Source organism: Bombella mellum (assembly GCF_014048465.1).
Taxonomy (GTDB): Bacteria; Pseudomonadota; Alphaproteobacteria; order Acetobacterales; family Acetobacteraceae; genus Bombella; species Bombella mellum.
In genome coordinates, this window is record NZ_PDLY01000001.1 from 595,965 (window position 1) to 617,466 (window position 21,502).

The window sequence follows — 21,502 nt, forward strand, 5'->3', positions numbered from 1 at the left end:
CTCCTGTGGGAAGTCACAGCCGGGGTGATCTTTCTTCTATGGAAGAATATTATAAATTTCCACCCTATTTTGTGGAATTGTTGCGTAGTCTGCTTTTTCTGATGCCATAAGCGAAATAGACGCAGAAGCCGACGGCCAGCCAGACGATCAGGCGCATCCATGTGAGCGGGCTCATGGACCCCATGACGATCCCGCAGGAAATGATCCCCAGCAGGGGCACGGCGAACGGCCCGCCCGGCACCTGGAAGCTGCGTGGTGCCTCGGGTGCCCGGAAGCGCAGGGCCGTCACGCCTGCACAGACGATGACGAAGGCGAGCAGGGTGCCGATGGAGGTCATTTCTCCCAGCGTGGCGATGGGGACGCAGCCCGTCAGGACGGCGGCCGTCGCCGCGGTGATGATGTGGGCCGTCCAGGGTGTGCTGGTGCCCCTGTGCAGTCTGGCAAGGAAGGGAGGCAGAAGGCCGTCATCGGCCATGTTCATGGCAATCCGGCTCTGCCCGATGAGCAGGCCGAACAGCACGGAAATGAAACCGAAGGTGATGCCGATTTTCACCAGCACGGCCATCCAGGGCATGTGTATCCTGTCCATGGCCGTGGCGACGGGGCTGGGATCATGGGCGAGGGCACGATAGTCCACCACACCAAGAAGGATGGTGGAGAAGACGACATAGATGACGGCGCAGGTCAGAAGGCTGCCTAGAATGCCGATCGGCATGTTGCGCTGGGGGTTCCTCGTGTCCTGGGCGGCCGTGGAGACGATGTCGATGCCTACATAGGCGAAGAAGGCCATTCCGGCGGCCCGCATGATGCCGCTGATGCCGAACTGCCCGAATGTTCCCGTGTTGGCCGGCATGAAGGGATGGAAGTGGCTGACATCCACGAAGGGCAGGCAGACGATGATCAGGCCGACGATGACGAGGATCTTCACCAGTACGACCAGCGAGTTGAGACGGACGGAGAAGTTTGTACCCCGCATCAGCATCAGGGTGATGATGAAGAGGAGCAGCATTCCCGGTGCGTTGCACCACGCATGGGCGGTGTGGCCGTCCGGCATGACGACATCCGTCATTGGCGGTGCAAGCAGTCTCGGGTCAATGATGATGTTCCATCCCTTCAGCAGGGAGGCGATGTAACCCGAGGCACTGGAGGCCACGGCCGCCGCCCCGACCGTATATTCTAGGATCAGGTCCCAGCCGATGATCCAGGCGACGATCTCGCCCAGTCCCGCATAGGCATAGGCATAGGCGGACCCGCCGGAGGGCAGCATCCCGGCCAGCTCGGCATAGCAGAGTCCGGCGAAGCTGGCGGCGATGGCGGCGATGAGGAAGGAGATGATGACCGCCGGGCCGGCATTCTGTCCGGCGGCGACGCCCGTGAGGGAAAAGAGACCCGTGCCAACGGTGACACCAACACCCATGGCGATGAGACGCCAGGGGCCGAACACCCTCTTCAGTCCACTGTTCTGACTTTCTGGAGGGGGGACTTGTTTTGTCTGCCAGAAGGGCAAGGTCATTGGTGGGTCTCTCGCATTTTTTAAACGTAATTAATCCGCAACGATAGACGCGCTTAGCTCTCGCGCCTATAGAAAGAAAAGAGTTTTTTTGCGGGAGATGGATGACAATGTCCAAAAGCACCAATCAGGCCGGTCTGCATTCCTTCTTTCATGCCCCCCTCAGGGAGAGGGACCATGAAGTCAGTGCAATCCTGAATGCCGAGCTTGAACGTCAGCAGGATGGCATCGAGCTGATCGCTTCTGAGAACATGGCGTCCTTCGCCGTAATGGAGGCCCAGGGGTCCGTCCTGACCAACAAATACGCCGAGGGTCTGCCGGGCCGCCGCTATTATGGCGGCTGCGTTGATGTGGACAAGGTCGAGAACCTTGCCATTGACCGTCTGAAGAAACTTTTCGGTGCCGAATTCGTCAATGTCCAGCCGCATTCCGGTGCCAATGCCAACCAGGCGGCCTTCATGGCACTGGCCAAGCCGGGTGACACCATCCTAGGCATGAGCCTTGCCGCTGGTGGGCACCTGACCCACGGTGCTGCCCCGAACTATTCCGGCAAATGGTTCAAGGCCGTCCAGTACGGCGTGCGTGGCGAGGACGGTCTGCTCGACTATGAGGAGATGGAGCGTCTGGCCCGTGAGCACAAGCCCAGCATCATCGTGGCGGGCAGCTCGGCCTATCCCCGCGTGATCGACTTCCCCCGTTTCCGCAAGATTGCTGATGAGGTCGGTGCCTATCTGATGGTGGACATGGCCCATTTCGCCGGGCTTGTGGCGGCTGGCCTCTATCCCAGCCCGGTTCCCCACGCTGACATCACGACCTCCACGACGCACAAGACGCTGCGTGGCCCCCGTGGCGGCATCATCATGACCAATGATGCGGAGATCGCCAAGAAGATCAATTCCGCCGTGTTCCCCGGTCTCCAGGGTGGCCCGCTGATGCACGTCATTGCTGGCAAGGCCGTCGCCTTTGGTGAGGCGCTGCAGGGTGAGTTCAAGGAGTATCAGCAGCGTGTGCAGGCGAATGCCCGTGCGCTGGCTGACGAGCTGCTGAAATGTGGGTTCGACATCGTGACGGGTGGTACGGACACTCATCTCGTGCTGGTGGACCTGCGCCCCAAGAAGGTGACCGGCAAGAAGGCCGAGGCCCTGATGGAGCGTGCAGGCATCACCGCCAACAAGAACGCCGTTCCGTTCGACCCGGAAAAGCCGTTCGTCACCTCTGGCGTGCGTCTGGGCAGCCCGGCCGCCACGGCCCGTGGCTTCGGAGAAGAAGAGTTCCGTCAGGTAGCCCGCATGATTGATGCGGTGCTGAGTGCCGACGAGAATGATGACGCCACGTTCGAGCGTGTCCGCAAGGAAGTCAGGGACCTGTGCTCCCGCTTCCCGATCTATGATCGTGCGTCTGCCTGATCATGTGCAGCTCTGCCGGGGGCTGGGGTGAAACCCGGTTCCCGGCAGGAAGGCCGTCCTTAAAGAGTGTCCGTCGTGATGATGCGGATGCGGTACTGGATGTGCTTCTCAATATCCCGCAGGCGGGTCCGTTCCTCCAGCGTGGCGAACGTGACGGCCCGCCCCTGTTTTCCCGCACGGGCTGTCCGGCCGATGCGGTGAATGTAGAGTTCCGGCGTCTGGGGCAGGTCCATGTTCACGACGAGCTGGATGTTGTCAATGTCAAGCCCACGGGCGGCAATGTCCGTCGTCACGAGGATGGACCCGGTCTGGCTCTGATAGCGGTCCAGAGTCTTCTTCCGGTCTCCCTGTGTCTGCCCGCCATGCAGGGCGATGGCCCTGTATCCGGTTTTTCTCAGGAGTTTTGCGACGGAATCGGCCTTCTGCTTCGTCTTCGTGAAGATGATGCTCCGGCCTGTTCCGTCTTTGCCCTGTGCCCCTGAACGTTCCAGAAGTGTCAGGAGCAGGGAGTCTTTCTGCGCCTCGGTGATGAACAGGGCCTGCTGGCGGATGCGCCGTGGCGTGACCTCTTCCTCGCCGGGTTCCACCCGCACGGGGTCTTTCGTGACCTGTTTGGCCAGTGCCATGACAGGTTCCGGCAGCGTGGCGGAACAGAAGATGGTCTGGGGCCGGTCGGCGATGTAGGGCACGAGAGCCGTCATGCTGGCGGAGAATTCTTCATCCAGAAGACGGTCGGCCTCATCCAGCACCAGATAGATGATGTGTTCCAGCGACAGTTCGCCTTTCTCCACGAAGTCCAGAAGACGGCCATGCGTGGCGACGATGATGTCGGCTCCCTGTTCCAGTGAGCGTGCCTGCTGGTCACGGGGCACGCCGCCGCAGATGACCCGTGTGCGGAGAGGAAGCTGGCGGCCCAGCTGGCGGCAGACCCCGGCCGTCTGCATGGCGAGGTCACGGGTCGGTTCCAGTATCAGGACCCGTGGAATGGACCCGGCGGATTCATCCTGCTTGAGGTGGGCCAGCTTCTGGAGGGCGGGCAGGACGAAGGCGGCCGTCTTGCCCGTGCCGGTCTGGCCGGGCAGGAGAACGTCACGCCCTGCCAGCAGGGGAGGAATGCCCTGCTGCTGTATGGGTGTCGGTCTGGTCATGCCTGCTTTCCGGGCGGCCTGTGCCAGCTGGTCTGAGAGGCCGAGGTCTGAAAAATCTGTTTGTGTCATGAATGTCGTGCCTGCCAGAAGAAGGATGTTGACGTGATGGACGGGACCATACCCGGAGGAGGTTAGGAATGCATGCAGCCATCATAGCCGAAGATTTTGCCGGAATGAGGTCCCAGGGGCGGGGGCTGGCAGAGCGGGCGGGCTTTTCATGGGAGTTTCATCCCGTCATCGTCAACAGGGCAAAACTCGTCTCACGTCTGTCCGTCCGTTTCTGGCCGCATTCTCCGGGTCTTTTTGCCCCATTCAGCCTTTCTTCCGCAACCCGTCTCATCATCAGTGTGGGTGGAAAGGGTGGCGTGGCTGGGGCGGCCCTTGGAAAACGGTACGGCCTGCCGGTGGTGCAGATACAGCATCCCCGGGCACGGCTGTCGCCTTTTGCCCTTGTCGTCGCCAGCAAACATGACCGCCTCGTGGGGCCGAACGTGCTGTCTGTCAGGACGGCCATGCATGATGTCACACCGGCCCGCCTGGAGCAGGCCGCCAACCTGTGGAAGGAGCGCATCCGGGCGGGAGCGGAAAAGGTTCTGGGGGTGCTTCTGGGTGGGGCCAACGGGCGGTATCGGCTGGAGGAGGCCGAGGCTGCGACCCTGTCGGAGGAGCTGGTCGGCTTCATGAGGATGACCGGGGCCCGCTGCGTGCTGACGCCTTCCAGAAGGACGTCACGGCAGGCTCTGGCGGTGCTGCAGGAGCGTCTGGTGCCTCTGGGGGCTGTCGTGATGGAGGGGGATGGGGGAGACAATCCCTATATGGGGGTTCTGGCCTGTTCTGATATTCTGGCGGTTACGCAGGACAGTGTTTCCATGATCTCCGAGGCGGTGGCGACGGACAGGCCCGTCTGCATCCTGCCTCTGGCGGGCCGGTCCTCCCGGCTGGAACATTTCGTGAGCATACTTGAAAAAGAGGGGCGTGTTCAGTCTTCTTTAAGGAAGACGTCATTTGTGTCCTGTGAAAGACTTGACGATACTTCCCGGGCAGCGGATGAAATACATCATCGCATTCAGGTCAGTCAGGAAGGATAAGCCCATGCTGGATATAAAGACATTTGGTCCGCAGGGCGGGAATGTCCTTTACAAGGCCCTGTCCCATCCTCTGGCCGTTGATGCGATGAAGCAGCTGGAACAGACGCTCAACGGCAGGAGTCTCGCCGTTTATGACCCGGAGGGGTATCTGCCGACAGTTCGTGGCCTGTATCCGGCCATACGGCCATCCGTCATACTGACACATGACAGCGAGCAGGTCGGGCAGCCTGATGGGCTGGGCGGGCAGAAACAGGCCGTCGTCCATCTGGCGGAGACCGAAGCGGAAGCCGTGCTGGCCCTGTCCTTCGATCATGACAGGATGCGCTCCCGCCTTGAAGGGTTCCTGGGAGGGAAGCCTCTCCACACCCTGGGAGAGGCGAGGCTGCCAGATGACTTTCTGCCCTATCGGAGGTCCTATCTGGATAGGTGCAATTTTGCCACCAATTTTGCCTTTTTTCGGGAAACGGAACAGTTCAGCACAAGGCTGGTTACGGCGAATTACTGGTCGAATTACGGTGCGGCGGAACTGCGCTACTGGCTGAGGCTTTTTGATGGAACCGGTCATGTTCTGGCCGAATGGTTCCAGGAGGTGGAGGACGCCGATGCGGGAGTGGTGATCGACAGCCGCACGGTGAAGGAGCAGTTCGGCCTGCCGGATTTCGTGGGACAGCTCTTCATCCATGTCATCGGAGCCAAAGGCCATGATGTCGTGAAATATGCGCTGGACAGTTTTGGCCGCAATGGCGACCCCAGCCTGTCGGTCACGCATGATGCCAATGCATGGCCGTCCATGAGGTTTGCCACATTGCCCGCACCTGATGCGGATGAGACGGTCCGTCTCTGGGTACAGAACAGTCATGGCACGGCCATTCCATCAGGGGCGATCACGCTGAACCCGATGGGTGAGGAAGACCACCGGGCCGTGGAGCAGGTCATCGGCCCTTATGAGACGGTTGCCGTTGATGTTGGTGCGTTGTTCCCTGACCTGAAATGGCCGGCCCAGCTGGAACTGCGGTCCGGGCGTCATCTGGTACGGCCCCGTTATGAGGTCGTGCAGAGGGGCCGGACCCGTATTGCTCACATGAACGTTGAGCGGGCCGATCTGCTGCCGGACCCGGCGATCCGCACCATGTCCCCGTTGCTTGGGCGTGGTTTCGTCCTGCCTTTCCCGGTGCTGGACCCGGCCGTCCATACGAGCTTTGTCCAGCCGACACCCATGTCGGAATCCCTGAAAAGCCTGCCGATGAGGCTGGACCTGTTTGATGAAGCCGGTCAGAGCTGTGGGAGCCATTTTCTGGGTGATCTGCCCCGTAATCATCAGGGAGCCGTGGCCCTGCATGAACTGATGGACCAGCCAGGCCATGCGGAGCTTGTCTATGATTTCCGGAATGGGGGTGAGGGGGATGGCTGGCCTCATGCGCTGATGCGTTACCGTCATGTCGGGACAGACCATGCTGCCGAGACGAGTTTTGGCGGGCATATTTTCAACACCATGATGACGTGGCGGAATGAGCCGCAGTCCTATGCAGGCCCACCGCCGGGCCTGACCACCCGGCTGTTCCTGAAGCTGGGGCAGCAGCTTGATGGCGTGACTCTGAGGAGCTTCTGCCATCTGATCTACCCTACCTCCCTGCGGGACGGGCGTCAGCCTTCCCGGACCTGTCTACATCTCCATGCGGCCAATGGAACTGAACTGGCGCAGGAAACCATCAGTATCCAGCCTTCCGGCTCCTGGCTTCTGAAGCCTCATGAGCTTTTCGATGCGGAGCTGCTTCAGCGGGCTGGAGAGGGGGGGTATGTTCTCATACGGGACCTGACCTGCCGCCTGTTCGGATATCATGGGCTGGAGAATGGAGTGGGCAGCTTTTCTCTGGATCACATGTTTGGTTTCTGAGGATAGGATTAAAATAATCTGTATGGTCGGCCCTTATCTCTCTTGCCATGGAACGTGAGCGGCGGTATAAGACGCTCACCAGAGAGATGGATGCGTAGCTCAGCGGTAGAGCACTGCCTTCACACGGCAGGGGTCACAGGTTCAATCCCTGTCGCATCCACCATGATTTTCCTAGAAAACTGCCGTTTTTGACCGTTAGTGGCGGCTGCTGCGTCGTTCGCCATCGTCCATGAATGACCGTAAAAACGTGCGAGTCGTCATGAGAATTGGCACAAAACTGACACAGCGTTTTCAGGGCTTATTCCCCCAGCAGGCCGCATTTTCCCGCAGGGCATAGTCCAGATCAGCCACCTGAATACGGAGGTTTTTCAGTTCAGGATGGGCGATAAGCTCGGCATAGGCTCCCTGCTGCTGCTCAACTGTGGGCGTCCGCAGGTTCAGGCACTGCTGACGGATGCGGACATCGCTGCACCCTCCCAGCAGGGCGAGGCCACAGGCAAGCACCAGAGCACAGGAGACGTACATCCAGAGCGGATTTTCTTGGCTCATTACTGGCCCTCCTTTCCGTCCCTCAGCTTTGCCAGCAGCTCATCATCCGTCTGTGGCGCACTGGCTGCGGCCTCGTTCATGCGGGCCATGGTGGCGTTCTGGGCATCCGCCTGGCTCAGGTTCTGCCGTTCAGACTGTACACGGGCGGCGTTGCGCCCCGCCCGGTACAGAACCCAGCCAAACAGGGTGAGGGCGGCGATTGCCGCCACCCCCAGCCCGGCGTAGAGATACATCATGCCCGTTGCCTTTTATTCTCAAGGCCAAGGTCCGGCTGACCATTTAGCACTGCATCATTGTGCAATTTGATGATATGCCGCCCAATGCCGTTCATATAGGGGCGGGCCAGTTCGGCAGGGTAAAGCCATGTGCCCGTGCGAGCGCAGCGATGGCAGATAATACCCTGCTGCTTGGCAAGGGCAGATAATGCATTGCCGATTTTTCGGCGTGGTCCGTTGCGGCCTTTCTGGGTCAAACCGTATTCCTCGCACCATTCCTTGGCTGTTTTATCCGTTACAGCTGCCGTGCCAGCTTGATGCGTTACGACCAGATTGGTGATCCGACTTTCCATCTCGGCCAGCTCTTCACGCATCTGGGCACGGGAGATGCTCTTTATCATCCCGCCCAAGACCTTGCGGGTATCGGCAGAGAGGGAGGTCCCGGCAATGGCATACCCGCCCGTCTTGCGGATGGTGGGGATGACCTCGGAGGTCAGCCATTTCTTGAACCGCTTAGCTTCCGGTTTTCGGCTTGTGAGGACGAGGGACCACAGGCCGGACTCATTGATGATGGTCCTGTCAGCGTTCAGGTTTCCACTGTTGTTAATAACCACAGTGGATTTTTCATCATCATCGAGCCGTTTTGCAGCTGTTGGGGTATGAGAGATATCCAGAACAGCGCAAACATCCGCCAGCATCCACCACGGTTCATTATTCTGCTCGATGACCCGAACTTCGTGCCCCTCAAAAGAGAAGGGAATGATGTTGCTCATGCTGCTTCTCCCGCTGCCAGTGCGATCTCGGATACGAAGTCCGCATATTCGTTGTTCTGGTGGGCGATCATCATGTTTATCAGCCCGGATAGGGCGATGCCTCTATTTTCTCGGTCAGGAATGGCGTCATCCACGACAGCAAGAGTGCCGATCAGATGGTTGAGGTTCTGCTGCATCAGGCGGCATGTGGAGATCAGCCGCTCAAGGCGGGCCTCTGGTGTGGTGGCCGTAAAGGCGTTAGATTTGGTTTCAGCCATGTCGAAAATCCTTCTTTCGATATTTGGTTAGGGCCGGGATGGAAGTTGCCTCTTCCTCTCGGCTCGTTTTTTATGTATAACCTAATTATGGATACGTCAATAGAGGTTATACCTAAAAAGAAGAAGCGTGGACGCCCAGCAACAGGAAAAGATCCATTGCTGACAGGTCGTGTACCGGCCTCCTTAATTAAGGCTTTGGAAGAATGGGCTGCTCGTCATGACATTACCCGTTCCGAAGCCATCCGCCGCCTCATCCAGCGGGGGCTGGAGGCGGAGGAGAGGGGGTAGCCATTTTGGCACCCCCTTGTTCCGTCATGCTGCGGAACTGACCTGCGCCGCATTCGGCACAGCCTTCTTCTCCTTCACGGCGGCCTGTACGTCCTCAATGCCCCGCTCGATCTGCCGGGCACCCTGTTCGACCTGTGACAGGCCCGAAATCAGGCCCTGTGCGTCCAGATGTTCGGCCAGAAGCGGCTCGAGGATGCCGCCCACGGCAGATAGGGCGGACGTGGCGGCATGGATGCGGGCCTTTGTGGCCGCACTCTCATGATCGCCCAGGGCGTTGGTGATGAGGACTTTAATGCCGCCGAACACGGTGGCGGGGGTAGCGTTTGTGTCAGCCATGGTCTTTTCCTTTATACTTGAGGGGGTCAGTCAACGGGTCGTGGTGCTGTCGGACCGTCCCGGCCTAACATGGTTGGCGGCCCAGCCGATGTTGAGGGCGACAGCCGAGATGACCCGGTAGGGAAGCACCCAGCGGGAGCCTGCGGCCGGGGGCCTGATGAAGACCGTCACCAGATTGCAGACGACGATGAGGAGGGCGGCATAGCCCTGCACGCTGCCGGGAAGGGCCGTGAGAAGGTCGGAAAAATTCATGAGATCCTCGGACTGTCAGGTGAGTGAAGGGAGTGGGAGGAAGCATCTCTGGCCACCCGTGCGACCAGCGGCCCGTAGGGGTTCTGTCCGTTCTCGAAGCGGATGATGGCGTTCATCAGGCCGGTGAGCAGGCGGGGGGATGGCGGGCCGAGCCGGGTATCCGGCTCCACGCCCAGCGCATGAGCCACGCCCCGGATGTAGGCGGCGGTATTGTTCTCGCTGGGCGGTGCCCACTTGCCGATGATGCCTGCCACCGTGTCGATGCCATCCCGCAGGATGTAGCGGCGGAGCTGGTCCCGCAGGGCGGCCAGCCCCGCCTCTGCCGTGGGGAAGCGGGCAAAGCGGGCGTTGGGTCCGGGTTCCAGCACTGCCCCGGCCTGTCCGACATAGTTCAGATTGCCCGGATTGTTGTTGCGGATGCCCCGTACTTCCATGGGCCTACCCTCCGATGTGAAAAATTTTCATGATGACGGCGACGATGATTCCGCCTGCTCCTGACCCACCGGCAATGAACATGCTGCGCCATGAGTTTCCGTGCCTGACCTGGGAGAGGATCTGTTCCAGCATCTGCTGCTGGGTGGCCTGCCTGTCCTTGACGACGGCCATGTCCATCTCGACGGCCCGGATGTCCTTCTTGATCTCCAGCCCCTCGGCACGGGTCAGGTACTGGCTGCTCATGGATGCCTCACCCCGGCCCCGGAGGCATCCACCCATGCACTTCCATTGAAGAAGACGGGCTGACCCGTCCCGGCACAGTCCGTGCAGAAGAAGGTCGTACCGACAGGAGCCGAAAGAGGCAGGGCGGAATAGGGGCGGGCTGTCAGGCTTGTCCCGCCAGATGCCCCAAATGTCATGAGGCCCTGAGCCGCCGGTGGAAGCTGGCCGCCATCAAAAATCCCGTGCTGGGCAGGAGGAACGACAATGCTGTCTGCGAAAGCCGTACCAGCCAGCAGGGATGCAAGAAGTGTGAGCGTGAAGCGCATGAGAGTCCGTCTCCGTCATCAGGAAGGACAGTCAATCATGTGTTTGTAATTCTGGTGTGTCTCATCGCCCATAGGGGCTCCATGTCGGCGATACGAGGAATCCCTGCCCCTGACTGCGCTGGACGAGCTTTTCATAGCGGGCCGTGTAGCCGGGATTTATCATGTCCTGTAGGCGGTAGATCACGCCATATTTCAGGGCGGCATTGATGCCCGGGATGTTGCCGAACGGTATCTGCCCGGAGGCAAAACGGACTAGATCGGCCAGATAGGTGCGGGCCTTCTCGGCATCGGGGCTGCCGACCAGTTCATCACGGGTGGCGGTGAATATCCCGGCGAGTTTTGCCATGTCTGCAATGGTCGGGCCTGCCAGTGTTTCAAGCGCACTGTTTCCGATTCGGTTCTGCTGGCCGAAGAGGAAGTCCCCATAGATGCCAGCCCCGCCACCCTGGGCCATGGCCGACATCCATGTGCGGACATCGCCTGCATCCCGTGGCTCTTTCCCGGCCAGAATGGCCTTGGCCTGCATGGCGACGTAGCCCAGCACGGTCGTGGCGGCGATCATGTGGATGATGCCGGGCAGGTCCAGCCCGTTGCGCTGCACCTCACGCTGATAGAAGCGGCGGATATGTGAGGCCGGGAAGCTCTTGAACTGGAGCATCAGCCGTGCGGCCTGTCCGAGCAGCGGGTTCACGTCATCCAGCCGGTTGCTGAACGCACGGAATTTTGCCTGCGTGCGGACATCCGGTTCCGTCATTCCCTCCCGTGTCTGGTCGGTGATGTAGGCATAGAGCTTTCTGGTCAGGCTGTCCCGCACGTCATCGGCCGTCTGGCCTTTTTCGATGAGGGGAGCCACGGCCCCGTCAGACAGGCGGCCCATCTCGCTGGGCAGGATATGGTCTTCTCCAGCGGCTGTCCGCACGGCCTGCCGCATCACGTCCCATTCCGGCCGGGTGATGCCGAAGCGTTGCAGGCTGGCCCGCAGCTTTCCATCAAGGGCCTCATAGGACAGACCGGCATTACGCCCCAGATTGTGGGAGAGCATCATGCCGACGCCCTCGGACAGGCTGTCCGTCCAGTATTGCAGGCCGTTGATGCGGTAGAATTTGTTGATGAGGTCGCTCATCTTTCCCAGCGGCGCATCATTGGCAGAGAAACGGCTCATCACGGATCCAAGATGTCCTTGAAGCCCCACGCCCAGCAGCCGGGCGATCTCTTTGCGCTCTGACGGGTTTTTGCTGCTCAGGCCCGGCGCAAGGGCTTTCAGGCTGTTCCAGTAGCTTTCCAGCAGCGGGACGCCATTGTGTCTCAGCACGGCGGCATTGATGGCCAGATCGGGCAGGGAGGAGATCATCACCCCGCCCAGTTTCGTGATCTGGTTCCACGCATGGGCGTAGGCCCCGATGGTTTCCACCGTCTTGTTGGCCGGCTGTCTGCCCCGGCCTGTCACGATGTCCAGCAGGGCACTGCGCTCCAGCCTGCGGAGCCTGTCCACCATTCTGGCATCAGCCCTCTCACGGGCGGCCTGCACGCTTTCCTCGATCATGCTGCGGAACATGTTCTCAGGGTTCGTGCCCAGATCGCCCATCACGGCAGCGTTGCGTGCCCCGCTGATGAGGCCCTTGAAGATGCTGTCCACCACATGACCCTGGCCGAACTTCCTGTTATAGGCCAGCCAGCCGTCAGCATCTTTGAAGTGCAGAACACGGTTCTGGCTGACCTTCTTGGCAAGGTTGGATGTGCCCCTGAAGCCGGAAAGCCAGTCCCGCCCGTTGGCATTGTCATGCTCACCGGTGGAGAGGTTCAGCCAGACATTGCGGAGGAAATCTTCCTTTGACTGCCTGGCGGGCATCATCTCGAAGGTACGGTCATCCAGCAGGGGAAGGATGGTATCCCGCCAGTTCTGATAGGCCCGGTCCGACCCGTCGCCCCGTATCTTCCACATGTCGTGGCTCTGGCGGGTGACGTAGTGGTCCACCTTGCCAATCCATGCGCCCTGCCTGTTCTGCATCAGACGCACGGTGTCCTGATAGCCGGACAGGATGCGGGCGGCCTCGGCAGCCAGCCTGTTGCCTGTTGGTGCCCCGGATTTCGGGTCATCAAGCCGCCACATCTCACGGGCCACATCGGCATCAAACTGCTCATCACGCTTCAGCAGTGCCCTGAAGACGCCTGCCTTGTCCAGATCGTGCATGAGAGGACCGAGAAGCTGGGCAGTGCGGGCGTGGCTGCTGGCATCCACGGAGAGGGCAGCACCATGCTCCCCGGTCTGCTTCCCGGCAAGAATGCCTTCAAGGGAGGCCACCTCATCACCGGGCACGATGCGGCGGCGCAGGGCGGCACGCACGATGAGGTTCTTCTTGCGGGCATTGGCCTCGATGATGGCGGCCAGACGTTCCTCATCGGCCATGCGGGCACCGGCCTTCTCCAGTGCCTCCCGTGGGGACAGGCCTTGTTTCATGTAGCGTCCGGCTTCCTTCTCCAGCCGACCGAACATCTCGTCAAGCTCTGCCTTGGACATTTCACGCCCGGCGGCTTTCTCGGCTTCACTGTAGCAGGGGTTCTCGTGGGTCATGGGGCTTTCCTTGTCAGGCAGGCGGCGGCGGAGGCGACGGCATCGGCATTACCGTCAGAGAGATCCTTTTCACGATGGATCTCTGCCAGCTCTTCGGGACTGATCTGGTCGCCCAGGGCGGCAAGCTGCCGGTCGATCTGGTCGGAACAGGCCTGCGCTTCGGTGATGGCTTGACTTTTCGGGGCAGTATTTCCATTGTCAGAGGAGCTGCTGTGGCGACTACTGGTATACACGCCATCACTGCCGGATTTTTCAGGTGATGGCGGGGGAAGGTCGGCACTCTTTTCGGCAGGGTGCGACAGGTTGGGGCGGCTTCCGTCCCATAGCAGCTTTCTTTTTTCCAGATATTTCGTGTCGAAAGCACTGGATGTACCGACACGGTAATAGCCATCCTCCTTCAAGAGATGGAGGACAGCCGTGTCATGTTTGTCTTTCCTGCCTCTGGCATCGCCCATATGGACGGAGAAATACGAACCAGTGTCGTGTCCGGCTTTTGCTTCCTCCTGCCTGATCTGGTTCATGTGCTGGAAGATGTGACGGATGTAGGAATCAATGTCTGCAAAACCATGCTCCCTTATTTCGTCACCATGACGGGCGGAAATGTGAAGCCTTCCATGCCCTCCACCTATGTCACGCCCGTTCTTTGTCAGTTTGGGAGCATGTTCTCCATCGCCGAGGATGACAGGCCAGTCAGGCACGCCATTGATCCCGGAAGGCATCCGCCCGACCATGACCGGGTTACGGCCTGCTGCTGAGAGATCCAGATGCTCAATACCGCTGGTCGGGAGTGGGGAAACATCCTGACCCTGTTCCGGGCTGGGGGCTGTTTCCCTCTGGGCAGCAAGCCCGGCACGGTTCTGCGTGACCTCATGATCTTCATGACCATGCAGGTTACGCATGATGGCTTCTGCCGCATCCTGCTGGATGGCATCAAGCCGCTGCCTTGCGTTCTGATAGGCCTCTTCCACATGGCCCTGCCAGCTGGCGTCGTGGCCTTTTCCCCGTTCTGCCTCGATGAGGCGCAGGGCCTGCTCCACGGCGTCTTCCGGGCTGTCCTTCTTCAGGATGGACCCAGCAAGATCGTAAAGGTCCAGCCCTTCAAGGCCTGAATCAAGATGCTGGGCATAGACGCCCAGACGCTGGCGGGTGAGGGCATGGAGAAGCTCCTGCGTGGCCCCGATGCGCTCCATGTGGGTGGCACGGCCATGGTCCAGCATGTCCGCATACCGCTCCCATGTGGCATGGCCGGATACCCGCATGGCATCCTCCATGGCGGCATCTGGGTGCAGCCCGGACAGGATGGCCTCCGTGGCATGGGCATGCTCTTCCGGCGTGAGGGTGATGTCTGCTGCCCGTGCAGCTTCATCGGCATCGTCGGCAGCCTGTGGCAGCTTCCCGGTCGGCATGGCAGGCTGGGGCGCAGCAGCATCTGGCTGCTCCGGCTCATCATCGGGACGCTCATACAGGGCCGCCTCATCCAGCGTATCAGCATGGCTCTGCCGGAGCTGGGAGAGGTCATCAGCAACCCTGTCCCGCAGGGGAGCCTGAGACACCGTTTCATCAGGCTCCGCACCATGCCCGGCCATGGTACGGTCAAGCTCGTCTCTGGCGTTCTGGACCTCATGAATGGTCAGCAGGCTCTCGGCATTGCCGGGACTGTCGCTGGCCATGGAAGCGAGACCATCGGCCAGAACCTGCCCCCTGGCACTGGTTCCGGCCCGTTCGAGACGTCGGCCAAAGGCATGGCCCAGACCATGCAGGCCACCCCCCATGATGCTGCCAAAGCCGATGTCCCGGAGGGCCTGACCCATGCTCCAGTCATTGTGCTCATCACGGTCAAGATACATGTTGAGCGGCTCGAGGGCCGCCATGCCGATGGCTCCCTGGCTGGCACCCTGTACCACACGTCCCGGCAGGCTGCCGGAGAGGGCCGCCCCGGCACGGCGGTTCAGCCCTTCGGCACTGAGCAGCCCGTCCGCCACACGCTCCATGCCCAATCCCTCGGCACGGGCGGCGGCACTGCCAAGGGCGAGACCGATGCGCTCCTCCCCAAGGCCGGGGATCAGGGCGGCGGCATAGTTGATGGGGTCCAGAAAAGCAGGGGCAGCCCCGGCAACGGTATTCAGGGTGCCGCTGATGATGCCGTCAGGCCCGTTGCGGATGGTGTTCTGCCGGATGAGATCAGCCTGCTTCTCATCATTGAGGGTCTGGGCAAGTGCAGAAGAAACAGGCCTGTCGAAGTTCAGAACACCCCTGATGCCATAGCGGGCATTGGCATCTTCCGGGCTTAGGGTATCGCCTTCGGTGCTTTTCGTCTCATGGCGCAGCCAGTCACCGATGCGGACGACCGGCATGTCATTGATGCCCGCCATGACGGATGCACCAAGCGACTGTTCAAGGGACGACTGCTGCCCCGCCAGTCCTTCATCCTGAACGCTCCTGAGCGTGTTCAGTCCGCCTGAAAATAATGACATATGCCCTCCCCATGGTGGGAGAGCATGTCAGGTGTTTGTAATTCTGGTGTAAGTTGATTAGAATTTTTTAGGATCGTGCTTCCAGAAAGAGAGAACTCGGGAGGAAGAATATGTGTGATATCACTCAGGAAATCAAAGAACAGATAAATAATCTAGAAAGATATGTAGCGATTAGGTCTCGTCTTTTGAGGATTTATTATTGTATAGAAAGAATTTCTAATATTTTAGATGATATTGGTGAGTCTTTTGATAAATGTAAATATGAAGAACTCCAAGAGTATTTTTCATTAAATGATGCTTTTATTATATCGTATGGGGCTATTTTCAATAGTAGCCTTGCTGCTAAGCATGTTAGCTTTGATGATAAAATATTTGATGATGATATTGAATTAAAAAATATACATAAAGATATAATGCAACAGCGGAATAAGATTGTTGCTCATCATGATTTTAGAGATAAGGAAGAAGTAACAGGCAGTGGTTTTTATATAAAAAGTCTTGTAGAATGTAAAGTTGATGAAAATACTGTCAAGCTAACAACCAGTATGGCATTTGATAAAAATTCCATTTTTGTCACCAAGGAGAGAGTAAGAAAATATAAAGAAATCTATAATAAAATTATGGCGTATAGGGATAAAAAAGAAAGAAAGATATTGGATAAGATAGAAAAAATTACGAATAAGAAGGTGATAGTTAATGGTGATATTTAATTAATATTGAATTTATAAATCTGAATGCCCATGTCAGTTCTTGTCACAGTAATGGTTAACGGTGGGGCTTCTTGATAGGGGAATAGAATTCAATCTGTTCCTGCATAGAGATAAGCCCCCCGATTTTTATCTAGTGCAGAAAAGGGCACCCGCCAAGGTGCCCCAAAATCCCCGCTAGGGCGGGGAACACGGAAACTGTGCAATTTTGCATAGTTTCAATTTCGGGCCATCCCCACGTGGGCGGGGAACACTCTTCTGGTCTGGTCCTATTTCCTCCAACTGGGAAAGAAGGGCCTGTGCAGAAATGCACAGGCCCCCAGAATGGTCAGGCCGCTTCCCCCGCTGCCCGTCTGATTTCAGAGACGAAATCGCTGTATTCTTCGTTCTGGTGACTGATGAGCAGGCGTACGAGACCCGCCAGAGGAACCCCGGCGTTTTCTCTGTCGGGAATGCTGTCTTCCACGACAGAGAGGGCGGATATCAGGTTGTCCCAGTTCTGCTGCACGTAGCGGCAGGTGGAAAGAAGCCGCTCAAGACGAGCCTCTGGCGTGGAGGCTGTGAAGGCGTTGGTTGGGCTGTTCATGCTGCTTCTCCCTTGCCAGAGAGAATATCCAGAACGCTCGGTTTCCATTTGAGCTGCTGCTGGCTGCCTGTGCCATGCTTCCGGGTTGTGTCGAACATGCGTCCGTAGGCTTTCCCGGCTTCCGTCATCGTCCAGTTGCTTCCGGTGGCGGAACCCGGTGTGCTGGTTTGCAGACCAGCTTCCGCTAGCATCTGATTGACCCGACGGCCAGACAGGCCCCCCAGTTTTTCACCCAGTTCAGTTGGCGTTAGGTAGTTGTCATTGTCCGGAGCGGCGAGAGAGGTCATCCCCATCATCTCCACCGGGCTTTCTCCGCACTTGTTCCGGCAGTAACGGTCGCCGTAGATCACGGCCTGATTTTTGTCGTAGCCCAGATTGAGTGCAATCTTGTAGCCAGTGTTGAAGGTGGACAGCACTGCCGGACGGCGTTTGCGAGCCGGTGTCGTGGTGCGGGTATGCGCCGCCTCTGTTTCCAGTTCCAGCCAACGATCAACAATTTTCAGTCGTAGGTCAGCCCGGTATCCTGCAATTAAGGTAATGGTCAGGTTTTTGGGAAGATTGTAGCATTTCCGCTGCTCCCCCTTGGCATCTATGTACGTCCCAGCCAACCGGCTCAGATTTGAGCCGGTTAGATTGCAGTCGGTTGCCATTTTCTCCACGTCACGGACAACGTTCTTGTGCTGCTTCCCCGTCAGCTCCGCAATCTCACGGCTGGACATGGTGAGAGGCATCGCTGTGATCGTGCTGGATTTTGACACATTATTGGTGCTATTACTCATCCCAGAGTGTTCCTTTCGAGGTTCATTGTTCAGAGGCGTTGGGATTGGCTTGCAGGCTTTCCAACGCCTTTTTTGTTATTTGCTGTTCAGTTCTCATCATTGTTCCTGTTGGCTTGATCGTAGATCTCCCGCAGAAGCAAGTTTAGCTCAGCCGTGAATGTCCGCCTTGCATCAAAAGCCCGCTTTCTGATCCATTCATGCACATCAGCATCAATGCGTGTGCTGGTTGGGCGTGGTGAATTTCCCATAATTTCTCCAAATGATTACTTGCACATCTTGTGAATTACGTTTTTGGCATATTAGATTCTTGGAGGTCAAGACCGATTTGCAATTATTTTTATGTGCCTATATCATCTTTGCACACACAAAATTGCAGGAGAGGTTAAATGGCGGCAGAACGTAAGAAAAAGCGGACGCCTAAGACGGAGTCTTTGACTATTAGGTTGGATCCTAAAATGCGTTTTGCTTTAGATTTTGTTGCTCGCATGAAGGGACAGACAATTACTAAAGTAATTGAAACGGCTGTAATGGAGAAAGCAGACAATGAGTTTGTTATTCATGAAACTTTTGATTGGAATGACGGAGAGGTTAAAGAGAAAAGAACATGGAAGGATTACTGGAATGTAAATGAAGCCGTCCGTTTTATAAATTTAGCAAGAGCAAAAGAAACAAATCCAACTTTTGAGGAAGAGTTTTGCCTTCAATTTATGGAAGATCATAATAATTATTTCTTTAAAGGGGGAGATGGCTCCCCGGACAAAGAAAAACTTGATGTTCTTTGGCCTCTGATGCCAGAATTTTTGGCTGTTTGGGAAGAAACAAAGGCAACAGATCGCGAGAAAGTAAAAATTATGATGGACAAGGCATTGATTAAAGCAGGGCTAATGCATGAAAATTTTGGTACTTGTGGGGAAGAACTTCCCTTCTAGGAACCGCCCCATGAAAAATCTCCTTCTCATCGCCGCCGCCGTGCTGGGGTCTGTGAGGTAGGCTGAAACAGTTGGTGCGTCTCAGCTGCCCAGCTCCACATCCACGCTGATGCTGGTGACGGTCACGGGGAGCGGCTGGTCGGTCTGGAGGATGAAGCTGCCCTTCTGGGTCCAGTTTGGTGTTGGTATCCGCATGGTCAGGCCGGAGATGAGCGCAGGGCCGGTGTCTTTCTTCTGGTAGGGATTGGGTGCTGACGGCCCGGCGGCGGCACCCTGACCGTCCAGCCCGTGGAATGTCTTTCCATCGTCTGTGGAGACGCTCAGGCCGGAGCTGTTGTAGAGCGAGGCATAGACCTTGCTGACCCGCTTGCGCCGGGCGAACTGTGGAGGGTTTCCGAGATCCAGCGGCAGGGTGACGGCCCGTGCATGGATGGGCAGCCCGACCGTGACCACGCTGCCGGGCCGTGGCAGGGTGAGGGTGCCGTCATTCCCCACCGTCAGCCCCGTGAAGCCCCGCCCGTCAATGCAGGCGGACACGGTTGCTCCTGCCAGATGCCCCAGCCCGGAGACGGTGCCGGTTTCCTTCCCCTCATAGCGCAGGCCGCAGTCCACGAACCATGAGCGGGTGATGTCGTCATTCTCCATCCCCAGCTGGCGGGACTGGATGCGCTCGATGGTGTAGCTCTGCCGCCCGGCAAGGCTGCGCTTCACCACCACATAAGGCGTATCCTCGATGGCCCCGTAGCCATTCTCCTCCGGCACGACCGCAACGGACTGGAAGGCCCCGCCCTCCGTCCTGTGCTGGTGCCATGCCATGACGTTCTGTTCCTTCAGGTAGGTCATGCCGAGCATCGTGCCGTCAGACCGCACGGCCCAGATCAGGTTGAAGGGGAACTGGGCGAAGGACCAGTCGGAGATCGTGTAGCCATAGAAGAGATGGTCAGCCAGGACGGACAGGTCATTGCCCTGATAGATCTGTGCGTACCAGTCATATTGCAGGTCACGGATATGGCTGCCCTTGTTCTCGATGAACAGCACGTCAGTATTGATGGGCAGGGGCTGCACGTCCGAGCTGCCCACGAACATCTGTGGTGTGGCCGTGAAGTTGCTGGGCGTGATGGGCGTGCCGGTCTGGCCGCCGGAGATCTTCCAGATGCCCGTTCCGGTGAAGGCCAGAAGGTCGGTCATCGGCACCAGATGCTTGATGGTGTTGACCTGCTGGCTGGCGATGGTGGCCGTTATGGCATCATCGGAGACGACCGGCGTGTGGATGTCGAAATTGGTGTAGTTGGCAGAGCGGGACATCCAGACGGTCTGGGGATAGGCGAGAGATCCGGCGAAGACACGCCTCTGCTGGAAATAGGTGACGGCAGAGGGATTGTTGCCACCATCAAAAGGGTTCCGGTGGGCGGGCGGCCCGTTCTCGATATCGGGAGCATAGTTCACGTCATCAAGGATGGTGGATGACGTGTTGCCGATCAGTCCCCACTGCCCGGCGAAACGGCGATAGACGTTGTAATAGTCCGCTCCCGTCACGGCAGGCCATGAGAGCGTGTTGTAGTTCCCGTAGTTCGTGTAATAGCCGATGTTGTAGTTGGTCACGAACCGCCCGACCTCCACGGGAACCTGTGACGTGACGGTGCTGGTTTTGCCAGTCACAGGGTCAGTGACGGTATTGGTCTGGGTTGTCATCTCCGTCTGGGAGGGGGCCAGAGTGGCGTTGCTCTCCGTGTTCCTCTCATTGGAGACGGAGGTGACGGCATATTCATATGTGACCCTGGGTACGCTGGTTGCCGTGCCTGCATTGCCAGCATTTCCTTCCACGGCAGAGGCTACGAGTGCAGAAGGGGCCTCTATCCCGGCACTGTAGGAGATCACCTCCAGCGTCCAGTCCAGCTCTCCGTGGCGGGAGAGGTTCATGGCCGGATAGCCGGAATGGGTGAGGGTCATCACGTCGGCAGACTGTGCATGGCGCAGCCAGAAGGCATCCCCGATGCTGTAAGGCGTTGCCAGCTCGTAGGGGCTGCCATCGGCATTGGCCAGATAGGCCCCGTTGCTGATGAAGCGGACATAGCGGTCGCCGAACTCCAGCACATAGGACTGGCTGTTGTTGTAGATGAAGGCGATCAGCTTCGGTGGTGGCCCGGAGGCATCGGCCCTGGACGTTCCGACATACTGCGTGCCGGGGCGGTTTGAGATGCCGCCCTGCACATGCACGAAGAAATTGGTCAGCTCGGCGGCACCGGAATGCCATTTCTCCATGTCGGCCCTGTATCCGACCAGGGGAGCCATCACGCCCCCGCTGAAGGAGCTGAACCATGTGAGGCCGACCTGCGGGCCGGAAGGGGGCTGGGCCATCAGCTGCATGTTCCCGTGAAGAAGGTCAGGGTGGTGTCATTGCCAATGGCGATCTGGCTGGAACCGCCATTATAGAAGAATGCCTGATAGTAATCTCCCGGTGACGATTCATCCTCCATGGAAAGGGACAGGGAATCTGATGTCGCAATGGCGGGCCTGCTGATGCCTGAAAGCTGCACACCATTGCGGAATATGGCGAGGCTGATCGTGGAACCGGCCGTGCATCCGCTGAGCACGACGGAAGACGTGATCTTTGAGATGCCCTGCCCTGGAGCATAGGTATTGTTATGGAACTTGTCGCCTCGGTTTGCCCCGACATTCGGGAATGAGACGATGGCCTGCGTGGATGGTGACACCATCTGGACTGATGTCTTGGTCGCCCGGAAGTGGGACCTCTC

At 58.4% G+C, this 21,502-nt stretch carries 23 protein-coding genes and 1 tRNA gene; 7 read left to right on the forward strand and 17 right to left on the reverse strand.

What is annotated here, in order from left to right; translation table 11 throughout:
- Positions 1 to 64 precede the first annotated feature (64 nt).
- The gene (locus tag CPA56_RS02620) at positions 65 to 1,513 is read right to left on the reverse strand and encodes an APC family permease (protein ID WP_182040457.1); all 1,449 of its coding nucleotides are present in this window, start codon (positions 1,511 to 1,513) and stop codon (positions 65 to 67) included.
- Positions 1,514 to 1,620: 107 nt separating this feature from the next.
- Between CPA56_RS02620 and glyA the strand changes: the two genes are divergently transcribed.
- The gene (gene glyA, locus CPA56_RS02625; RefSeq protein ID WP_182040599.1) at positions 1,621 to 2,916 is read left to right on the forward strand and encodes a serine hydroxymethyltransferase; all 1,296 of its coding nucleotides are present in this window, start codon (positions 1,621 to 1,623) and stop codon (positions 2,914 to 2,916) included.
- A 59-nt stretch (positions 2,917 to 2,975) separates the two neighbouring features.
- On the opposite strand, the gene CPA56_RS02630 is transcribed toward glyA, so the two are convergent.
- Positions 2,976 to 4,133, reverse strand: coding sequence for a DEAD/DEAH box helicase (locus tag CPA56_RS02630; protein WP_182040458.1), 1,158 nt, complete (start codon positions 4,131 to 4,133; stop codon positions 2,976 to 2,978).
- 68 nt (positions 4,134 to 4,201) lie between these two features.
- On the opposite strand from CPA56_RS02630, the gene CPA56_RS02635 reads away from it, so the two are divergent.
- The 3 genes from CPA56_RS02635 to CPA56_RS02645 all read left to right on the forward strand — a co-directional run bounded on the left by CPA56_RS02635 (position 4,202) and on the right by CPA56_RS02645 (position 7,209).
- The gene (locus CPA56_RS02635) at positions 4,202 to 5,152 is read left to right on the forward strand and encodes a mitochondrial fission ELM1 family protein (protein ID WP_182040459.1); all 951 of its coding nucleotides are present in this window, start codon (positions 4,202 to 4,204) and stop codon (positions 5,150 to 5,152) included.
- Positions 5,153 to 5,156: 4 nt separating this feature from the next.
- Entirely contained in the window at positions 5,157 to 7,046 is a 1,890-nt protein-coding gene (locus CPA56_RS02640) for a hypothetical protein (RefSeq protein WP_182040460.1), read from the forward strand.
- Positions 7,047 to 7,134: 88 nt separating this feature from the next.
- Positions 7,135 to 7,209, forward strand: a tRNA-Val gene (locus tag CPA56_RS02645).
- 128 nt (positions 7,210 to 7,337) lie between these two features.
- Here the strand turns inward: CPA56_RS02645 and CPA56_RS02650 are convergent.
- From CPA56_RS02650 to CPA56_RS02665, 4 genes are read right to left on the reverse strand one after another with little or no spacing between them, the layout of a single operon-like run.
- The gene (locus CPA56_RS02650; protein WP_182040461.1) at positions 7,338 to 7,595 is read right to left on the reverse strand and encodes a hypothetical protein; all 258 of its coding nucleotides are present in this window, start codon (positions 7,593 to 7,595) and stop codon (positions 7,338 to 7,340) included.
- Positions 7,595 to 7,831 carry a hypothetical protein gene (locus tag CPA56_RS02655; protein WP_182040462.1) on the reverse strand — a complete coding sequence of 79 codons (237 nt, stop codon included), beginning with the start codon at positions 7,829 to 7,831 and terminating at the stop codon, positions 7,595 to 7,597. Before CPA56_RS02655 ends, CPA56_RS02650 begins: the two co-directional genes overlap by 1 nt.
- Entirely contained in the window at positions 7,828 to 8,583 is a 756-nt protein-coding gene (locus CPA56_RS02660; RefSeq protein WP_182040463.1) for a BRO-N domain-containing protein, read from the reverse strand. Before CPA56_RS02660 ends, CPA56_RS02655 begins: the two co-directional genes overlap by 4 nt.
- On the reverse strand, positions 8,580 to 8,840 hold the full coding sequence (locus CPA56_RS02665; protein ID WP_182040464.1) for a hypothetical protein: 261 nt from the start codon (positions 8,838 to 8,840) through the stop codon (positions 8,580 to 8,582). The genes CPA56_RS02660 and CPA56_RS02665 overlap by 4 nt, the downstream gene beginning before the upstream one ends.
- 156 nt (positions 8,841 to 8,996) lie before the next feature.
- Between CPA56_RS02665 and CPA56_RS02670 the strand changes: the two genes are divergently transcribed.
- Positions 8,997 to 9,128: a ribbon-helix-helix protein, CopG family gene (locus CPA56_RS02670; protein WP_229707290.1), complete on the forward strand. Its 132-nt coding sequence runs from the start codon at positions 8,997 to 8,999 to the stop codon at positions 9,126 to 9,128.
- 24 nt (positions 9,129 to 9,152) lie between these two features.
- Here the strand turns inward: CPA56_RS02670 and CPA56_RS02675 are convergent, their stop codons facing one another.
- The 7 genes from CPA56_RS02675 to CPA56_RS02705 form a co-directional block, all read right to left on the reverse strand.
- Complete coding sequence (locus tag CPA56_RS02675) at positions 9,153 to 9,464, reverse strand: hypothetical protein (protein ID WP_182040465.1); 312 nt, start codon at positions 9,462 to 9,464, stop codon at positions 9,153 to 9,155.
- 30 nt (positions 9,465 to 9,494) lie between these two features.
- The gene (locus CPA56_RS02680) at positions 9,495 to 9,716 is read right to left on the reverse strand and encodes a hypothetical protein (RefSeq protein ID WP_182040466.1); all 222 of its coding nucleotides are present in this window, start codon (positions 9,714 to 9,716) and stop codon (positions 9,495 to 9,497) included.
- Complete coding sequence (locus CPA56_RS02685) at positions 9,713 to 10,150, reverse strand: structural protein P5 (protein ID WP_182040467.1); 438 nt, start codon at positions 10,148 to 10,150, stop codon at positions 9,713 to 9,715. Before CPA56_RS02685 ends, CPA56_RS02680 begins: the two co-directional genes overlap by 4 nt.
- Before the next feature lie 4 nt (positions 10,151 to 10,154).
- Positions 10,155 to 10,394 carry a hypothetical protein gene (locus CPA56_RS02690; RefSeq protein ID WP_182040468.1) on the reverse strand — a complete coding sequence of 80 codons (240 nt, stop codon included), beginning with the start codon at positions 10,392 to 10,394 and terminating at the stop codon, positions 10,155 to 10,157.
- Entirely contained in the window at positions 10,391 to 10,699 is a 309-nt protein-coding gene (locus tag CPA56_RS02695) for a hypothetical protein (protein ID WP_182040469.1), read from the reverse strand. Before CPA56_RS02695 ends, CPA56_RS02690 begins: the two co-directional genes overlap by 4 nt.
- 61 nt (positions 10,700 to 10,760) lie before the next feature.
- Entirely contained in the window at positions 10,761 to 13,271 is a 2,511-nt protein-coding gene (locus CPA56_RS02700) for a hypothetical protein (RefSeq protein WP_182040470.1), read from the reverse strand.
- On the reverse strand, positions 13,268 to 15,745 hold the full coding sequence (locus CPA56_RS02705; protein ID WP_182040471.1) for a hypothetical protein: 2,478 nt from the start codon (positions 15,743 to 15,745) through the stop codon (positions 13,268 to 13,270). The genes CPA56_RS02700 and CPA56_RS02705 overlap by 4 nt, the downstream gene beginning before the upstream one ends.
- A gap of 110 nt (positions 15,746 to 15,855) precedes the next feature.
- Between CPA56_RS02705 and CPA56_RS02710 the strand changes: the two genes are divergently transcribed.
- On the forward strand, positions 15,856 to 16,455 hold the full coding sequence (locus CPA56_RS02710) for a hypothetical protein (RefSeq protein WP_182040472.1): 600 nt from the start codon (positions 15,856 to 15,858) through the stop codon (positions 16,453 to 16,455).
- Between the two features lie 325 nt (positions 16,456 to 16,780).
- Here the strand turns inward: CPA56_RS02710 and CPA56_RS02715 are convergent, their stop codons facing one another.
- Together CPA56_RS02715 and CPA56_RS02720 are read right to left on the reverse strand one after the other, a co-directional pair.
- Positions 16,781 to 17,038 (reverse strand): hypothetical protein, encoded by a 258-nt coding sequence (locus CPA56_RS02715; protein ID WP_182040473.1) that lies wholly within the window; start codon positions 17,036 to 17,038, stop codon positions 16,781 to 16,783.
- Positions 17,035 to 17,817 (reverse strand): Rha family transcriptional regulator, encoded by a 783-nt coding sequence (locus tag CPA56_RS02720; RefSeq protein WP_229707291.1) that lies wholly within the window; start codon positions 17,815 to 17,817, stop codon positions 17,035 to 17,037. Before CPA56_RS02720 ends, CPA56_RS02715 begins: the two co-directional genes overlap by 4 nt.
- Before the next feature lie 386 nt (positions 17,818 to 18,203).
- Between CPA56_RS02720 and CPA56_RS02725 the strand changes: the two genes are divergently transcribed.
- Positions 18,204 to 18,746: a hypothetical protein gene (locus CPA56_RS02725; RefSeq protein WP_182040474.1), complete on the forward strand. Its 543-nt coding sequence runs from the start codon at positions 18,204 to 18,206 to the stop codon at positions 18,744 to 18,746.
- 81 nt (positions 18,747 to 18,827) lie between these two features.
- Here the strand turns inward: CPA56_RS02725 and CPA56_RS02730 are convergent, their stop codons facing one another.
- Positions 18,828 to 21,104: a hypothetical protein gene (locus tag CPA56_RS02730; RefSeq protein ID WP_182040475.1), complete on the reverse strand. Its 2,277-nt coding sequence runs from the start codon at positions 21,102 to 21,104 to the stop codon at positions 18,828 to 18,830.
- A complete protein-coding gene (locus tag CPA56_RS02735; RefSeq protein ID WP_182040476.1) occupies positions 21,104 to 21,463 on the reverse strand; it encodes a hypothetical protein in 360 nt (119 codons plus the stop codon). Before CPA56_RS02735 ends, CPA56_RS02730 begins: the two co-directional genes overlap by 1 nt.
- Positions 21,464 to 21,502: the final 39 nt, after the last annotated feature.

Excerpts from the sequence above, each read along its gene's own strand:
- CPA56_RS02620 (WP_182040457.1), bottom strand. The coding sequence starts at position 1,513 with ATGACCTTGCCCTTCTGGCAGACAAAACAAGTCCCCCCTCCAGAAAGT.
- glyA (WP_182040599.1), top strand. The coding sequence starts at position 1,621 with ATGTCCAAAAGCACCAATCAGGCCGGTCTGCATTCCTTCTTTCATGCC.
- CPA56_RS02630 (WP_182040458.1), bottom strand. The coding sequence starts at position 4,133 with ATGACACAAACAGATTTTTCAGACCTCGGCCTCTCAGACCAGCTGGCA.
- CPA56_RS02635 (WP_182040459.1), top strand. The coding sequence starts at position 4,202 with ATGCATGCAGCCATCATAGCCGAAGATTTTGCCGGAATGAGGTCCCAG.
- CPA56_RS02640 (WP_182040460.1), top strand. The coding sequence starts at position 5,157 with ATGCTGGATATAAAGACATTTGGTCCGCAGGGCGGGAATGTCCTTTAC.
- CPA56_RS02650 (WP_182040461.1), bottom strand. The coding sequence starts at position 7,595 with ATGAGCCAAGAAAATCCGCTCTGGATGTACGTCTCCTGTGCTCTGGTG.
- CPA56_RS02655 (WP_182040462.1), bottom strand. The coding sequence starts at position 7,831 with ATGATGTATCTCTACGCCGGGCTGGGGGTGGCGGCAATCGCCGCCCTC.
- CPA56_RS02660 (WP_182040463.1), bottom strand. The coding sequence starts at position 8,583 with ATGAGCAACATCATTCCCTTCTCTTTTGAGGGGCACGAAGTTCGGGTC.
- CPA56_RS02665 (WP_182040464.1), bottom strand. The coding sequence starts at position 8,840 with ATGGCTGAAACCAAATCTAACGCCTTTACGGCCACCACACCAGAGGCC.
- CPA56_RS02675 (WP_182040465.1), bottom strand. The coding sequence starts at position 9,464 with ATGGCTGACACAAACGCTACCCCCGCCACCGTGTTCGGCGGCATTAAA.
- CPA56_RS02680 (WP_182040466.1), bottom strand. The coding sequence starts at position 9,716 with ATGAATTTTTCCGACCTTCTCACGGCCCTTCCCGGCAGCGTGCAGGGC.
- CPA56_RS02685 (WP_182040467.1), bottom strand. The coding sequence starts at position 10,150 with ATGGAAGTACGGGGCATCCGCAACAACAATCCGGGCAATCTGAACTAT.
- CPA56_RS02690 (WP_182040468.1), bottom strand. The coding sequence starts at position 10,394 with ATGAGCAGCCAGTACCTGACCCGTGCCGAGGGGCTGGAGATCAAGAAG.
- CPA56_RS02695 (WP_182040469.1), bottom strand. The coding sequence starts at position 10,699 with ATGCGCTTCACGCTCACACTTCTTGCATCCCTGCTGGCTGGTACGGCT.
- CPA56_RS02700 (WP_182040470.1), bottom strand. The coding sequence starts at position 13,271 with ATGACCCACGAGAACCCCTGCTACAGTGAAGCCGAGAAAGCCGCCGGG.
- CPA56_RS02705 (WP_182040471.1), bottom strand. The coding sequence starts at position 15,745 with ATGTCATTATTTTCAGGCGGACTGAACACGCTCAGGAGCGTTCAGGAT.
- CPA56_RS02710 (WP_182040472.1), top strand. The coding sequence starts at position 15,856 with ATGTGTGATATCACTCAGGAAATCAAAGAACAGATAAATAATCTAGAA.
- CPA56_RS02715 (WP_182040473.1), bottom strand. The coding sequence starts at position 17,038 with ATGAACAGCCCAACCAACGCCTTCACAGCCTCCACGCCAGAGGCTCGT.
- CPA56_RS02720 (WP_229707291.1), bottom strand. The coding sequence starts at position 17,817 with ATGAGTAATAGCACCAATAATGTGTCAAAATCCAGCACGATCACAGCG.
- CPA56_RS02725 (WP_182040474.1), top strand. The coding sequence starts at position 18,204 with ATGGCGGCAGAACGTAAGAAAAAGCGGACGCCTAAGACGGAGTCTTTG.
- CPA56_RS02730 (WP_182040475.1), bottom strand. The coding sequence starts at position 21,104 with ATGGCCCAGCCCCCTTCCGGCCCGCAGGTCGGCCTCACATGGTTCAGC.
- CPA56_RS02735 (WP_182040476.1), bottom strand. The coding sequence starts at position 21,463 with ATGGTGTCACCATCCACGCAGGCCATCGTCTCATTCCCGAATGTCGGG.